The organism is Campylobacter corcagiensis (genome assembly GCF_013201645.1).
GTDB lineage: Bacteria > Campylobacterota > Campylobacteria > Campylobacterales > Campylobacteraceae > Campylobacter_B > Campylobacter_B corcagiensis.
The window spans coordinates 1,303,334-1,317,266 of sequence record NZ_CP053842.1 but is presented as its reverse complement, the minus strand read 5'-3'; the positions used below and the strand labels follow the sequence as shown (position 1 = coordinate 1,317,266).

The window sequence follows — 13,933 nt, the reverse complement described above, 5'->3', positions numbered from 1 at the left end:
AAGGAAATAAAAATGCAATTTGAAGATTTACAAAACAAAATAGAAAAAGAAATAGAAAACAAAAAAGCATACGACAAGGTGTTAAGTAAAATAGCAACCCAGCTAAAAGCTACAAAAAAGGCAGAAACAACATATAATAAAGAAAAAACCAAGCTTGAGAATTTGATTATTGAAAAAGAAAAGCTAACAGAACCAATCCAAGAAAAAGAGCAATCAAATGAGTGAGAGTGTAATCCTTAATAATATACTAGGAGTATTAAAGCCATATCTAAATTTAAAAGCAAATGAGCTTATTTTTAATAAGCCTTGCGAAATAAATATAGACTATGGTGACCACTGGGAAATAGTAAATGATCCAAAACTTAACTTAAAATTTCTAAATAATTTCCTAGTAGAACTTGCAACAAGAAGAAATCAAAGATTTGATGAAACACATTGCCATCTCTCATGCGAACTACCTAATCCATTTTTAAGATATAGAGTTCAAGCCCAACATAAATCAAGTCTATTCAATAGTGAAATAGCAATATGCATAAGAATACCAAGTAAAGAAAATTTTAAATTAGAAAGTTTTATCCTAAGCGAGAAAGTAAAAAATGATGGATGGGATTATGAAAAAATAAAAGAGCTAATTAGACAAAAGAAAAATGTACTTTTAAGTGGTGGAACAGGAAGTGGAAAAACAAGCTTTTTAAACTCGCTTATGTGTGAAATTGATCCAAATGAAAGAGTAGTAACAATTGAAGATAGTCAAGAGTTAAAAGTAGAAAATATAAACAAAACTCAACTTGCAGTTCCAAAAATAGCAAATGAAATTTATAGCTATCAAATAGCAATAGATAATGCTATGAGATTAAGACCTGATAGACTATTCTTAGGAGAAATTGACATCAGAAACACTTTTTCATTTTTAAGAGTGAATAACACAGGACACGCTGGAAATTTAAGCACACTACATGCAAATAGTCCAAGAGATGCAATAAAGGCTATAAAAACAAACATAATACTAGGTGGTGGATTATCAAGCGTAGATGATAAAATGATTGATAGCCTAATAGAAACTGCAATAGATTATATTATACAAATAGCTAGGGTTAAAAATACAAGAGTAGTAACTGATATTTTAAATTTAAAACAAGATTTAAAAAGGATTGGTGCATGATAAGAACAAGACATGCTATATATCTAACCCAAGCTGATGATAGAATCTTAAGAAGATTAGCAAAAGAGCGAAATCAAAGCAGATCCGCAGTTGTTAGAAAATTACTCCAAACTTATAAGTACATAGAGAATTTAAAAGAGATAGAAGCAAATAACAAAATAATAAGTGGATATTTAAAAGAATTTACCCATATTGGAACAAATATAAACCAAATAGCCTATCACTTAAACGCAAACATAATAAGACACGAAGAAGCAAAAACAGATCTAGAAAAAAGCATAATAGAACTAATTAAAAAGATTGAAGAATTAAGCGAGAAAGTAAAAACACTAAAAATTGAAATTAATGTAGAACATACAAAAACCCCAAGTAAAGTAGAAGAAAGGGAAGATGATGGACGAGCAGAAATTTAGCACTAAAAAGTGGATAGTCATTTTTATTACATCAATCATTATGGGCATAGTTGTATATTTAGCTATGGTTAAAATTATTTTTAACCCAGATCTAAAATATGTCCCAATAGTAGCCCTTAAAATTTTAAATAATATTGGAGAGCCAATGCTTAAATTAAAAGCATATGTTGCACTCTCAATGTTGATAGCTCCGTTTTTAATATGCGTGGTATGGTGGATGATGCCATATTTAACAGACAATGAAAACTACGGCTCAGCTAGATTTGCTACACCAAATGACTTCGAAAAAATGAAAATAAACTATGATAAAGGGCTAGTGCTTGGATGTATGGATATAAAAAGTGAAAATCCTAAATTTATAAGAGCAACCCAGCCTCTATCAACACTAGTAGTCGCACCTCCTGGTTCAGGTAAAACTGCAGGTATGATTATTCCGAATTTATTAAGTGTTGAAAATTCATGCTTGGTACTTGATATTAAAGGCGAGTTATATGAAAACACAGCTGGGTATAGACAAAAATACTTTAATAACGAAATTCAGCTTTTCTCCCCTTTTAGTTGGGATAATACACTATTTTTTAATCCATTTGATAACTCAATTGTAAAAGATATGCAATACATCCATATAAAAAAATTAGCAGAGCAAATAGCATCTACAATCTTCGTAGGAGAAAAAGGGAAAGAAAATGATCACTGGGTAGTATCTGCAAAAACCATGTTTGTATTTTTTGCTGAGTATTTTATGCAAAAAAATAAGCATACCACACTAGCCCAACTCGCACAAGCTCCAAAAGCTGATTATTATGATTATCTTGACGAAAAGTTTGGCGAAGAAGCCATGAAAGAAATAGATGAAGATGATCCAACAAAAGATAGAGAGCGAGATTATGATGTAGATACCTTTAAAATTTGGTTAAAGCAAACTAGCTTCGATGAAAGCATAGATGAAACCACAAGAAATCAAGCAAGAGCTTATTCAAAAGCTGCAGAAAATGAGTTTGCTAGTATTAAATCAACATATGACACATTTATGAAAGTTTTTAGTAATCCACAAGTAGCAAGTGCAACAAGTAAGATGAGTTTTGCCTTTGAAGATTTAAGAGAAAAAAGGCTTTCAATGTATGTTGTAGTTCAAACAGAAGATATGGAAATCTTAGCTCCATTAATTAGAATTTTTATAGAAACACTATTTAAAAAATTAATGAGTGGACAAGAAAATAAAGATCCTAATAAATTTATATACTGCTTTTTAGATGAATTTGTAAGATTTGGAAAAATGCCATTTTTACTAGAAGCACCTGCACTATGCAGAAGCTATGGATTACTTCCAGTATTTGTAACTCAAAGCTATGAACAAATCAAAAAATATTACGGCGAAGATGATATGAACATCGTAAGAAACAATAGTGGATATCAAGTTATTTTTAATATGAATAGTGATAAAGATGCAGAAGATACAAGTAAATTAATAGGCGATTATACTAATATAAAAATTAGCAAATCTCAAGGAAATATGGATCTGTTTAAAAGTAGTATTTCAAAAAGCAAAGAAGGTAAAAAGCTGGTTACAGCCCAAGACTTAAAAAATCAAGATAGTAGCGATATTTTAATACTGGTAAAAAGCTTTTTTAAACTCCCAATAAAAGCAAAAGTTCCTTATTGGTTTTTGATAAAACAATGGGATGGAGCTGATGGGATAAAAGTAGTCCAAACAAATCAAGAAACGCCACAAGAAGAAAGCAAAAACGAATCAACCAAAAAAGAAGAGACAGAAAAAGAAACCATAAGCTCACAAAACGAAGAAGTAGCACAAAATAAGCCAACCCAAGTAGATGAAAAAAAGTGCAAAGAGATGAGCTATTAAAAGCTTTAAAAATTAAAGTAGAAAGGGATTAATATGCGAATTTATATAGCCTCACCTTACGAAGCAATGCTAAAAAAAGGTTTTAGCCTAGATGAAGTTATAAATGAAGCCAAAAAAGGGATAAAAAAGGCAAAGAATAGATTTAGTGGTGATGATTATATATTTTTTAGTCCAGTGATTGAATTTGGTAAAGAGCATAAGGATATGCCAAGAGATGAAGTGATGAATTTATGCTTTAAAGAATTAAGTATGTGCAACATCATATATATACCAAATTTAATACAAAGTAAAAATAGCGATGGTATAAAAGCTGAGATGGAGTATGCAAAGAATAATAGCATAAAAATAATAAGTGAAATTTAGAGAAAAGGGGCAAATAATGACAACACAAATTAAAAACATTTTAGATAGTCAAATTGAAAGTTTATTTATTGAAATTTATAAGGAAATAAATGAACTAAGAAATTTAAAATTTAAAAACAAAGATGACTATCAGCTTATGGACATGGCGATTGATAATGTTATTTATGCATTAGAGTGCTTAGAAAATAAAACAAAAGAGTAAAAATACTCTAATCTAAGTTTTAATACAAAATTTAAAATTTAGATTAGAGTCTAAAAACTCTAAAATCTATCCTAAGGAGTAAGAGATGACTTACAAAGAAAAACTAGAGCAAGAAAAAGCATACAAAGAGTATGAAAAACATCTTGCTAAGGAATTTGAAGAAAGTGAAGATGGTGAGTTTGAAATCAGCGATGAAGAGAGCAAAGAGTGGGATTATTTAAATAAAACCAATCAAAGCTTAGAAGATTACGACGAACCCAACACAGACTCATAGCCCAAAAGTTATGAGTAAATAACAGATGTAAAGGAAATAAAATGGCAAATGCAAAAAGAAAAAGCTGGGAAGAAATGACCAATGCTGAAAAAAAAGAGAGTTTTGATAAACATGCAAAATATAAGCTATTTGAAGCACATAAAACTGGAAAAGCTGATTGGCAAAAGAATATGACCAAAGAAGAAGTTGATAACACAATACCTTACAACGCTTCAACAGGCAAAACATATTCAAGAGAGACCAGTATGCTTTTAAGAGCTGAAATGGCAATAAAGGGATATGAAAAAGCTCAGTTTGTGACTATGGAACAAGGTAACATGATGGGTGGAACATTAAAGTACAAAGTTGACGAACAAACTGGGGAAATTCAAAAGACTAAAAATGGTAAAGACGCAAGAGTTGAAGGTGTTAAAATGCTATATATTGCTGATTATGAAATGAGACCAAAACTTGACGAGAATGGTAAAGAAATAAAAGCATTTGTAAAAGATAAGGCTGGAAACGAAGTAATCAGCAAACAAACTGGTAAGCCAATAGAGTATACAGTAAAGGAAAAAATTCCAATAAAGCCAAGATTGGAAACCAAAACTCTTTACCATGTAAGTCAGTTTGATGATTTGGATAAAACAAAAATCAAAGAAAGAGATTTAAATGCAATCCAAAATTATAGAGAACAAGCCAAAACCCAACCGTATGAAATAAAAGTTGATTATGGTAAAAATCTAGGAATAAGTGGAAATTTAGAAAAACAACTAAATCACTTAACCATAGCACAAAATAAAGGCATTGATTACTACAATCCAGCACAACTAGACATGTCAAAAGAAAAGCCAAAAACAAGGGCTAAAAAGCAAGATAAAGGCATGGAAAGATAAGGCAAGTATGAAACTTAGGATAGGTGGGGCGAAAGCCCCAAATTTAAAGGGGATAAAATGCTAAGTGAGTTTTTAAATTTTTTAGGACTTGATGATAAAAAAGTCTATAAAAACAAACTAACAAACAAGAATAATACTGATATATTAGATGATCAGCATACAGAAGAATATGTAGTAGAAATGAAAAGTCCCCATTTTAAAGAAGAGATAACAACAGAAATAGTTATAGAAAATGATAAAAAGATAGAAATTAAAAGAGTAAAAAATATAGAGCCATTGAGTAATGGAAAAACACTGATATCAACAAAAGTGTATAAAAAAGATATAGCAAGGGCATAAAAATGGCAAATGAAGTATCAAAAGATCTACTTACCGACAGCAACTGGATAAATAAAACCCAAGATGTTATGCAAGAAAATGTAATGGGGTTATTTGATAAATTTTATCAAGGGGCTCACGATATAGTATATTCATCTGGTGTTACAACAATAATTATATTAATTATAATATGGTGGCTATTAGATAAACTTAAGCACGGCTACCCAACAAGAGAAGAGACATTTGGTGCAATAAAATACACAATATCGCTTTGTTTTATTTTTGCTGCACTTAGCTCATTTAATGCATATACTGGGATTTTATATCTTTTAACAATTCCTGAAAATATTGTAACTGCAGTAGTTAGTTCAATTTATCAAAGTCAAGACTTTGGAGAGATAGTAACAGAGTCCATGAATAGAGTAGATAAATTAAGAGCTATGATGTGGGATTATGGAACATCAGAATACTTGCAAGATTCTGCTTGGGATTTTGGTATCTTTAAAGTAAATAGCCCAGCAGATTATTTAATGGCAGGTGTAGTAACAGTATTTTTAATGATACCGTTTTGGATATTTTATATAATATTTTTTATTCTTTTAATTGGAATTACAATAGTTATATTTTTTAGTAAATTTACAGCATTTTTAATAATGTCAACACTTCCTTTGGTTATTCCATTTTTAATCTTTACAAGATTTAGACCATATCTATGGAGCTGGTATAAGCTTTATTTATCATATGCTTTTATTGCACCACTTGCATTTATTGCTTTAAATTTAGCAATGAATCCAATCACTAATTTAGAAAAATTTGAAAGCAATATCGCAGAGCTATTTTTAAAGCAATATGAGTATTTAATTACAGGTGGGATTACTTGCATAACTGCAATATTCATACTAAAGCGAATACCAAGTTGGATTAATGCAGTTCTTGGAACACAGATGGAAAGTGGAGCTGGTGGAGTAACTGGTGGAGTAGTAGCTGGAGCTGTAGCTGGAAAAACAGCACTTGGTGGAATAGCCAACAAGGCAGTAGGCGGAAGTTTTATAGGTGGAGCATTAAGTAGCTTTGGTAGAGCAACTGGTGGAAGAACTTTAGGACGAATAGGAAAAACAGGAATTGATGCAGGTGTCAATGCAGGAAAAGATATAGGAAAAATTTATAAAACATTTAGGGGCGGATACGCCACACCATAATTTAATAACAAAGGAGTAAAAATGAAATTTATAATTGTAGTTCAAGAGCATAAAAACAAACCAAAAAAGTATGAAATTACTAGTTTAAATGATATAGTAGATTTATGCAAACAATACAATATCAAGATGAGTGAAAAGCCTTTTAATTTAGAAGAAAATAAAAAAAGTTTCTATGAGTTAGCTAATCCTAAAAATGAGTTTTTTGCAGAACATAAAGGCAGAAAAAGATGGTTAGGAAGCAATAAATTTGATAAAAATTTAATTGTTGGCATTTGTAATACTATCAAAGGTCTTTGTTTAGATGAATATGGTGTTCCAAAATATGAAATAAATTTTAAAGAAATAGTTCAAAAGGATATATGATGCAAAACACAATAATTATAATTGAAAGCCCAAATAAGTGCGATAAAATAGCAAAAATTACAGGTGCAAAAGTTTATGCCACACAAGGGCATTTTAAGACTTTATCAAAAAAGATAGTAAAAGATTATCAAAGTTATGAGCCAATTTTTGAATTTAAAGATGGCAGTGCTAAAAATAGAATGAATATAGTTTTTAATGATTGTAAAGGCAAAGATGTAATTATTGCAACAGATCCTGATAGAGAGGGCTATGGCATAGGTTATATGGTTTATGAAGTTATTAAAAACATAGCAAAAAGCATTAAAAGGGCAGAATTTCATGAGATAACAGAAAGTGGAATTAAAAAAGGACTTGATAAAGCTGTGCCATTTGCAAACTCAAATTTAAAAGAATTTGATAGCTTTAAGGCAAGAGCAGTTGGAGATAAGCTTGTTGGCTTTATAATGAGTCCAAAATACATAAACAAACTAAATGATAAAAATATGAGTGTAGGAAGAGTTCAAACTCCAGCACTTGCATTGGTGGTAAAAAGAGAGTTGGAAATTAAAGATTTTGAAGCAAATCCAGCCTCAAAACAAATAAGCTATAAAATTAAAGCAAAACTAAAAACAAAAGATGGTGTAGAGTTTATAGCAACGAATGATAACATCTTTCCAAACAAAGAAGAAGCAGAGACAAAAATAGAAGAATTAAACACAAGCACCGCAAAAGTATATCAAATAGATACAAAACAGAGCCAAATAAAGCCACCAGCACCGCTAAGGACTAGCCAATTACAAGAATTGGCAAATAAAAAGTTAGGTTTTAGTTCTGATAAAACAATGGGACTAGCTCAAAAATTATTTGAAAAAGGATTAATTACATATCATAGGACAGATAGCAATACAATATCTGATGAATTTATAAATGAAGTAAATGCTAAATTTAAAGATCAAGAGTGGTATGAAAAAAGGGAGTATAAAGCAGGAGCTCAAAGCCAAGCCGAAGCTCACGAAGCTATAAGAATATCACATGTGCATGAGTATGGTGAAATTAATGAGATAACAGCCAAAGAAAATGCGAGTGATGATGAAAAGGTGTTATATGAGTTAATTTATCTAAATTCAATACAAAGTCAAGCAAAAAATGCAATTAATGAAAATACTACCTACGATATAAGCATAAAAACATTAAGTTTTAAAACAAAAACAAGTAAATGCATTTATAAGGGCTTTAAAGGGGCTTTAAAAGAAGAAATAGAAGATGATGAAGACAAAGACAAGGAAACACTAGAAATAGCCTTAAATTTAAAGCAAGGCGATGAATTAGAGATAGTAGGCTTTGAACTTGGAGAAGTTAAAAAACAAGCACCACAACGATACAAAGAAAGCAATTTTATCTCCCTTTTAGAAAAGGCAGGTATCGGAAGACCTAGTACATATGCTACATTTTTACCGATTTTACTAAGAAGAGATTATATAGAAATTCAAAAAAAGGGAAAAAATGCAAATATAGTGGCAACGAATAAGGGTATAAATTTTATTCAAACTATAATGAACGATGATGAGTGGATATCTCAAAGCGAATTCACAAAACAAATGGAAAGTGTGCTAGATGAAATAAGCGATGGAAAAGTTGGATATTTAGATTTTATGAAGCCACTACATGAAAAAATGGGGTTTGAAGAACCAAGCAGTGGAGAAACTAAACCACCAAGCGAAAAACAACTACAATGGGCTAAAAATCTAGCTACAAATTTAAACATAGAACTACCAAAAGATATAGAAAAGAGTTGGAAAATATGTTCTGAATTTATAGACAAAAATAAAGATAAAGATATTCGTCCACCAAGCGAAAAACAACTTGCATTAGCAAAAAAGTTGGCAGAAAATAACAATGTTGAGCTTCCAAAAGATGTAGAAAAAAATGTTAAAGAGTGCTCTAAATTTATAGATAAATATATAAAGAAAAAATAACAAAAAAGAGCAGAAATGAGTCAAATTTTAGATTTTCAAAACAGAAATAGCAAAAGTTGGATGGATGGTAAAGAAAAAAAGCCAAATATCTACTTTATGAGAGCAAAATTTGAAGTAGATGATGAGTTTTATACAAGCTACCACGAAATAAGAAAAGAGATGGAAGACTACGAAGAATACTTCAAAAATAAAATTATAATATGCCCTTGCAACGATGGGTTTAGAAGTAACTTTTATCATTTTTTTAATTTAAATTTTCAAAAACTAGAATTAAAAAAGTTAATAACTACAACTTTTAATCTAAATGACCCAAAAGCAAAAGGAACAAAAATAGAAGTCACTGAAAATGGAATAACAGAGACAGAGTTGCAAGGGCGTGGAGATTTTAGAAGTGATGAAGTAAAAGAATTAATAAAACAAGCAGATATTATAGTTACAAATCCACCGTTTTCACTTTTTAGAGACATCATAGAAATAGCCATAGAAGAAAATAAGCAATTTTTAATTGTAGGCGGAACATACTCAATAACATATAAAAAGATATTTGAGCTATACAAACAAGGTAAAATTTGGCTAGGAAATAATCAAGTACAAATTTTTACACGACCAAATGGTACAAAAAAGAGATTTTCCAATATAAGCTGGTTTACAAATTTAAAGAGTGTAAAACACTTAGAGCCGATAAAACTAACTAAAAAATATAGATACAATGAAGATAAATATCCTGAATACGATAATTATAAAATTATAGAAGTAACAAATTATAAAAATATACCAATTGATTACTATGGAGTAATAGGCGTACCACTTACATTTTTTTTAAGACACAATCCAGCTCAATTCAAAATATTAGGCTGTGATTTTGAAATAAAAGACTTATATCCTGAACTAGTAAAATGGGATTATAAAGAAAATAACACAAGATCAGCTGTTCTAAATGGACAAGAGATGTTTACTAGGATTATAATTCAAAGAAAAAGTGGTTTAAAGCCAAGAGCTATGCTAAAAAATCAAATTTAAGGAAAAATTAAAATATGAAAGACAAAATAAAGAAAATTTTAGACAATGAATGGGTGCAGAGTTTTTTATTTATATTACCTGTAGCAGTAATGATAGTATCATTACTAGGGATTTCTGTAAATATCATTGGAACTTTTATTAATGATGTTCAAAGTGAAAAAGGTTATGAATTTTATTTTGAAAAATACTGCACAATCAAAAATAATGAGCCTAAAATCTGCGTAGAAGCCAAAACTGTTGAAGCGTTTAATTCAACCCTTTTAAGCCAAAAACAAATGCAAGAGATAAAAGAATTTGTAAAAAACTATTTAGAAGAAGAGAGAATAAAAGAAGAAAATAAAATGCAAGAATTAAAAAACAGAATTCAAAACTACAAAATAGATGAATAAAGGGAAATAAATGGATTATTTGCCACTTATTGTACTTACATTGGGTTGTTTTATGGGATATATTTTAGATAAACGTATAGAAAGAATTTTAAAGGAAAAAAATAATGAAAGAAAGTAAAACAGATCTATTTAATAGCCCATTAAAGCAGTTTTTATGGGTATTTTTAATAATACACATAGTAGGAGCGGGACTAAATATCATGCTTTATTTTTTAAAAGCACCAAGTGGAATAGAAAAAATAATAAATGCTAGTCCAATGCATATAGGACTAGCTATATTATGCTATATAGTTTTTAACGCAATGCTATATTTTATAATCAAAATTAGGTATTTAATATCAGAAAAAAACTGATATTAAACTAGATTCTAACTTCAAATAAACTCATAAATAAACTCATTTTAAACTAACAAAAAACTCAAAATTAAAACTAACTATACACTAATAATAAACTTATTTTAATAAAAAATACAAGATTTAGTAGTAAATTTAAGTATATAAAATTCAAAAAAGGGAGAAAGAAACAGAAGATAAGATAATTGTTATATAAAATGATTGGTTTTTTAACTTTAAGATATAATTAAGTTTTAATAAATAGGCTTTTATCCCCTTTTTATCGTGCTTTACAAGTGATTTAATAAATTGAAAAAATTACAAAATGTTCCTAAAAATATAATCTATATGGCAAATAGATAGAAATATATAAAAAATGTAAATAAACTACATATACACTACAAATACACTTAAAATAAACTAAAATCTATACTTATAATTTACTAAATATATACTTAAATATACACTACAAATACACTTAAAATAAACTACATTTAAGCTATAAGTTGCTATAATTTTATATAATTTTAATAGCAAGGAAACTGGAATGATAGTATCAATCTGTAATGAAAAAGGAGGAAGTGGAAAAAGTACTCTTGCTTTAAATATGGCTATAAGTCAGAGCATATCCAAAAATAAATTACCATTACTAATAGATACAGACCCACAAAAATCTATAGCTACATTTTTAAATATAAGAAATGAAGAAAACCACCCAAAAATCTTTGATTTTACATACAAATATGGTGAAAATTTAAAAGAATTCTTACAATGTTGCCCTAAAGATAAGGATGTAATCATTGACACAGGCGGACGAGATAGTAGAGAAATGAGAATAGCTATCGCACTAAGTGATATGGTTATAATTCCAACAATTCCAAGCCAATTTGATGTAAGTGTACTAGATAAAATGGTAAATGTAATAAAGATGGCAAAAGAGCAAAATGAGAAACTAATAGCTTATATTGTAATTAACAGAGCCTCCACAAATCCATTCCTATACAAAAAAATAGAGAGTCTAAAAAGTTTTATAGAAGAAATAGAACAAGATTATATAAAACTAGCCCAGACCATTATATATGAGCGAGAACGATATAAGGTAGCCACACAGCTAGGTCTTGGAGTAGTAGAGATAAAAGACAAAAATAAGGCAGAAAACGAAATTAAAAGCCTATGTAATGAACTATTGCAGTGTAATTTTTAAAAGGACTTTTAAAATGGGTATTAATAAAAATAAAAAAAACGATATTATGGATATTATGATAAATATTGCGGCAGGAACATTTATATGTACTCTTGTATATGCTACATTTGTTAGTCTTTTACCTACTCTTTATGATGCTTATGATGCTTTTACAAAAACTAATAATAAAAAAAAATCATTTGAAACAGACAAACCAAATTTTATACCACAGGAATTTTGCTCGTATTTTGAAGACCATGAAATATGTAAAAATATATGCGAATATGATTATTCTTCCTATGGATTCTTATGTGATTATAGTTTAACAACTCAAAAGCAAAGAGATGACATGGTTATAAAATTAAAAGAAGAATATAGTAGTTTTAAGGCAAAAGAAGAAGAAAAAGAAGAAATTAAAAAAAGAAAAAATATGGAAAGAATAAATAATATACCAAACATTAAAATTTAAAGAAGCAAAAATGAACAATATAAAAATAGAATACACTATAAAAAGGGATAGAAATGAACTTTAAAAGAACTACAAATTCAACTGAAAATTTAGAAGACTTTATAGATGGTGCAGAAACACAAAAAGATACAAAAAAACAAAAAAGGGATGTTTTTATTCAAGTAATATTATCAAGAGAGCTTGCAGATAAAATCAAAAAAAGATATCCAAAAATTTCATTAACAAAATGGGTAGAGCAGGCACTAATGACAGAAATATTGCATATAAAAGATGAATTGCTATCTTTTATTTATCAAAAAGCCGAATGGCACAATATAGGTATTAAAAAATTTATAAAATTTAAAATGGGATTAACAGAAGCACCGCAGTCAAACAAAACAAATGAAGAAGAAAAAAATAGAGCTATTGGAATAAGAACAAATAAAAACAATAGGCAAATAATTCAAAATAATGCTAAAAATTTAGGTATGAGTATAAGGGCTTATTCAGAAATAAAAATAAAAGCATCTTATGAATTGGAAGATATATTTACATTTGAAGAGCTTATGCAATTTAAGGCAGAAGCTATGAATTATGACCTAGAATTAGATGAATACATAGCCATGAGAATAAAAGGATAAAATGGACTAAACTCTATCTGTTTTATGCTTATTTTAGAATAAATTTAAACGAATAACCAGCTATCTTTTTATCATCATTTTTAGAAAATTCTTTTTTAAAAATAAGTTTTTTAAAATAGTTTTCATTTAACTCTTTTAGAGATGGCTCAATAACCCTTGAATCAATATTTGTTGACTTATAATATTCTGGAACAGCCATTAAATTCTCAAATTCTGAACGATTAAATTTAACGCATTTAAAACCATTATCATCAGGTTTTGAATTTTCATACTGAACTAAGAGACGATATAATGTTTTTGCAAATTTACCTCGAATAGACACAAAATCATACATATTTATCTTCATAAATTTTAATGAACTAAAAAGGATATCTAAGCCTAAAGGATTGACTTTAAATTTTAAAATTTGTCTGTTTCTGTATGTCTGAATTTCTGTAAAAAATACACCAACCGTTGTTATCTCATCATCATCTGTTATTTCTACAGATCTATATATTGCAGTACCATCTCGCCCAATGACTTTAGAACGAAAATTTTTAACTTCATCATTAAATCTAGTTTTATTAAGATTTAAATCATAAAATCTTGCAATTTCTGAATATGGCATCTCAATAAAACCTCTATTTTCAGAATATCCCATTTGTTTAGCATACCAACAAATAGTAAAAAATATGTCATAATCTCTAGCTGTAAAATTTATAGGAAACAATATAGAATTCATTTTGTTTTGACAAACAAAAGTACCACTTGATTTTTTAACCTTATGTGTAGCCTCTAGCACAAAATCCCCTTTCTCAAAATAGAAAGAAAAATCACACATCTTATACCTCGCAGTTTTCAATTTTATGTGCTAGTATAAGATACTTTAAATGTATTGAAGCTTAAATTTAATAAGTATAACATCAATATTTTACTAAAATTCACACTTTTTA

Annotated in this window: 19 protein-coding genes; 18 read left to right on the top strand and 1 reads right to left on the bottom strand. The window is 28.7% G+C overall.

What is annotated here, in order from left to right; all coding sequences use genetic code 11:
- The first annotated feature begins 12 nt into the window (after nt 1-12).
- The 18 genes from CCORG_RS06790 to CCORG_RS06705 all read left to right on the top strand — a co-directional run bounded on the left by CCORG_RS06790 (nt 13) and on the right by CCORG_RS06705 (nt 13,001).
- Entirely contained in the window at nt 13-225 is a 213-nt protein-coding gene (locus tag CCORG_RS06790) for a hypothetical protein (protein WP_025803834.1), read from the top strand.
- Nucleotides 218-1,162, top strand: a complete 945-nt coding sequence (locus CCORG_RS06785; protein ID WP_025803833.1) for an ATPase, T2SS/T4P/T4SS family — start codon at nt 218-220, stop codon at nt 1,160-1,162. The genes CCORG_RS06790 and CCORG_RS06785 overlap by 8 nt, the downstream gene beginning before the upstream one ends.
- Nucleotides 1,159-1,575 (top strand): plasmid mobilization relaxosome protein MobC, encoded by a 417-nt coding sequence (mobC, locus tag CCORG_RS06780; protein ID WP_025803832.1) that lies wholly within the window; start codon nt 1,159-1,161, stop codon nt 1,573-1,575. The genes CCORG_RS06785 and mobC overlap by 4 nt, the downstream gene beginning before the upstream one ends.
- Nucleotides 1,556-3,439 (top strand): type IV secretory system conjugative DNA transfer family protein, encoded by a 1,884-nt coding sequence (locus tag CCORG_RS06775; protein WP_232088121.1) that lies wholly within the window; start codon nt 1,556-1,558, stop codon nt 3,437-3,439. The genes mobC and CCORG_RS06775 overlap by 20 nt, the downstream gene beginning before the upstream one ends.
- A gap of 33 nt (nt 3,440-3,472) precedes the next feature.
- Nucleotides 3,473-3,802 carry a DUF4406 domain-containing protein gene (locus tag CCORG_RS06770; RefSeq protein WP_025803831.1) on the top strand — a complete coding sequence of 110 codons (330 nt, stop codon included), beginning with the start codon at nt 3,473-3,475 and terminating at the stop codon, nt 3,800-3,802.
- 16 nt (nt 3,803-3,818) lie between these two features.
- Nucleotides 3,819-4,004, top strand: a complete 186-nt coding sequence (locus CCORG_RS06765; RefSeq protein WP_025803830.1) for a hypothetical protein — start codon at nt 3,819-3,821, stop codon at nt 4,002-4,004.
- 85 nt (nt 4,005-4,089) lie between these two features.
- Complete coding sequence (locus CCORG_RS06760) at nt 4,090-4,278, top strand: hypothetical protein (protein ID WP_025803829.1); 189 nt, start codon at nt 4,090-4,092, stop codon at nt 4,276-4,278.
- 41 nt (nt 4,279-4,319) lie between these two features.
- Complete coding sequence (locus CCORG_RS06755) at nt 4,320-5,153, top strand: ArdC-like ssDNA-binding domain-containing protein (RefSeq protein WP_025803828.1); 834 nt, start codon at nt 4,320-4,322, stop codon at nt 5,151-5,153.
- 57 nt (nt 5,154-5,210) lie between these two features.
- Nucleotides 5,211-5,492: a hypothetical protein gene (locus tag CCORG_RS06750; protein WP_025803827.1), complete on the top strand. Its 282-nt coding sequence runs from the start codon at nt 5,211-5,213 to the stop codon at nt 5,490-5,492.
- Nucleotides 5,493-5,494: 2 nt separating this feature from the next.
- A complete protein-coding gene (locus CCORG_RS06745) occupies nt 5,495-6,670 on the top strand; it encodes a type IV secretion system protein (RefSeq protein WP_025803826.1) in 1,176 nt (391 codons plus the stop codon).
- A 21-nt stretch (nt 6,671-6,691) separates the two neighbouring features.
- Nucleotides 6,692-7,033, top strand: a complete 342-nt coding sequence (locus tag CCORG_RS06740) for a hypothetical protein (RefSeq protein ID WP_025803825.1) — start codon at nt 6,692-6,694, stop codon at nt 7,031-7,033.
- On the top strand, nt 7,033-8,988 hold the full coding sequence (locus CCORG_RS06735; RefSeq protein WP_025803824.1) for a type IA DNA topoisomerase: 1,956 nt from the start codon (nt 7,033-7,035) through the stop codon (nt 8,986-8,988). The genes CCORG_RS06740 and CCORG_RS06735 overlap by 1 nt, the downstream gene beginning before the upstream one ends.
- A gap of 15 nt (nt 8,989-9,003) precedes the next feature.
- The gene (locus tag CCORG_RS06730; RefSeq protein WP_025803823.1) at nt 9,004-10,008 is read left to right on the top strand and encodes an adenine-specific methyltransferase EcoRI family protein; all 1,005 of its coding nucleotides are present in this window, start codon (nt 9,004-9,006) and stop codon (nt 10,006-10,008) included.
- A 14-nt stretch (nt 10,009-10,022) separates the two neighbouring features.
- Nucleotides 10,023-10,397, top strand: coding sequence for a hypothetical protein (locus CCORG_RS06725; protein ID WP_025803822.1), 375 nt, complete (start codon nt 10,023-10,025; stop codon nt 10,395-10,397).
- Nucleotides 10,398-10,501: 104 nt separating this feature from the next.
- The gene (locus tag CCORG_RS06720; RefSeq protein ID WP_025803821.1) at nt 10,502-10,750 is read left to right on the top strand and encodes a hypothetical protein; all 249 of its coding nucleotides are present in this window, start codon (nt 10,502-10,504) and stop codon (nt 10,748-10,750) included.
- Between the two features lie 526 nt (nt 10,751-11,276).
- On the top strand, nt 11,277-11,933 hold the full coding sequence (locus CCORG_RS06715) for an AAA family ATPase (RefSeq protein ID WP_025803683.1): 657 nt from the start codon (nt 11,277-11,279) through the stop codon (nt 11,931-11,933).
- A 13-nt stretch (nt 11,934-11,946) separates the two neighbouring features.
- Nucleotides 11,947-12,381 carry a hypothetical protein gene (locus tag CCORG_RS06710; RefSeq protein WP_025803684.1) on the top strand — a complete coding sequence of 145 codons (435 nt, stop codon included), beginning with the start codon at nt 11,947-11,949 and terminating at the stop codon, nt 12,379-12,381.
- A gap of 53 nt (nt 12,382-12,434) precedes the next feature.
- Entirely contained in the window at nt 12,435-13,001 is a 567-nt protein-coding gene (locus tag CCORG_RS06705) for a hypothetical protein (RefSeq protein ID WP_025803685.1), read from the top strand.
- Between the two features lie 28 nt (nt 13,002-13,029).
- Here the strand turns inward: CCORG_RS06705 and CCORG_RS06700 are convergent, their stop codons facing one another.
- Nucleotides 13,030-13,782 (bottom strand): replication initiation protein, encoded by a 753-nt coding sequence (locus CCORG_RS06700; protein WP_232088122.1) that lies wholly within the window; start codon nt 13,780-13,782, stop codon nt 13,030-13,032.
- Nucleotides 13,783-13,933 lie beyond the last annotated feature (151 nt).

Excerpts from the sequence above, each read along its gene's own strand:
- CCORG_RS06740 (WP_025803825.1), top strand. The coding sequence starts at position 6,692 with ATGAAATTTATAATTGTAGTTCAAGAGCATAAAAACAAACCAAAAAAG.
- CCORG_RS06705 (WP_025803685.1), top strand. The coding sequence starts at position 12,435 with ATGAACTTTAAAAGAACTACAAATTCAACTGAAAATTTAGAAGACTTT.
- mobC (WP_025803832.1), top strand. The coding sequence starts at position 1,159 with ATGATAAGAACAAGACATGCTATATATCTAACCCAAGCTGATGATAGA.
- CCORG_RS06715 (WP_025803683.1), top strand. The coding sequence starts at position 11,277 with ATGATAGTATCAATCTGTAATGAAAAAGGAGGAAGTGGAAAAAGTACT.
- CCORG_RS06765 (WP_025803830.1), top strand. The coding sequence starts at position 3,819 with ATGACAACACAAATTAAAAACATTTTAGATAGTCAAATTGAAAGTTTA.
- CCORG_RS06745 (WP_025803826.1), top strand. The coding sequence starts at position 5,495 with ATGGCAAATGAAGTATCAAAAGATCTACTTACCGACAGCAACTGGATA.
- CCORG_RS06755 (WP_025803828.1), top strand. The coding sequence starts at position 4,320 with ATGGCAAATGCAAAAAGAAAAAGCTGGGAAGAAATGACCAATGCTGAA.
- CCORG_RS06785 (WP_025803833.1), top strand. The coding sequence starts at position 218 with ATGAGTGAGAGTGTAATCCTTAATAATATACTAGGAGTATTAAAGCCA.
- CCORG_RS06770 (WP_025803831.1), top strand. The coding sequence starts at position 3,473 with ATGCGAATTTATATAGCCTCACCTTACGAAGCAATGCTAAAAAAAGGT.
- CCORG_RS06735 (WP_025803824.1), top strand. The coding sequence starts at position 7,033 with ATGCAAAACACAATAATTATAATTGAAAGCCCAAATAAGTGCGATAAA.
- CCORG_RS06730 (WP_025803823.1), top strand. The coding sequence starts at position 9,004 with ATGAGTCAAATTTTAGATTTTCAAAACAGAAATAGCAAAAGTTGGATG.
- CCORG_RS06710 (WP_025803684.1), top strand. The coding sequence starts at position 11,947 with ATGGGTATTAATAAAAATAAAAAAAACGATATTATGGATATTATGATA.
- CCORG_RS06720 (WP_025803821.1), top strand. The coding sequence starts at position 10,502 with ATGAAAGAAAGTAAAACAGATCTATTTAATAGCCCATTAAAGCAGTTT.
- CCORG_RS06790 (WP_025803834.1), top strand. The coding sequence starts at position 13 with ATGCAATTTGAAGATTTACAAAACAAAATAGAAAAAGAAATAGAAAAC.
- CCORG_RS06750 (WP_025803827.1), top strand. The coding sequence starts at position 5,211 with ATGCTAAGTGAGTTTTTAAATTTTTTAGGACTTGATGATAAAAAAGTC.
- CCORG_RS06760 (WP_025803829.1), top strand. The coding sequence starts at position 4,090 with ATGACTTACAAAGAAAAACTAGAGCAAGAAAAAGCATACAAAGAGTAT.
- CCORG_RS06775 (WP_232088121.1), top strand. The coding sequence starts at position 1,556 with ATGGACGAGCAGAAATTTAGCACTAAAAAGTGGATAGTCATTTTTATT.
- CCORG_RS06725 (WP_025803822.1), top strand. The coding sequence starts at position 10,023 with ATGAAAGACAAAATAAAGAAAATTTTAGACAATGAATGGGTGCAGAGT.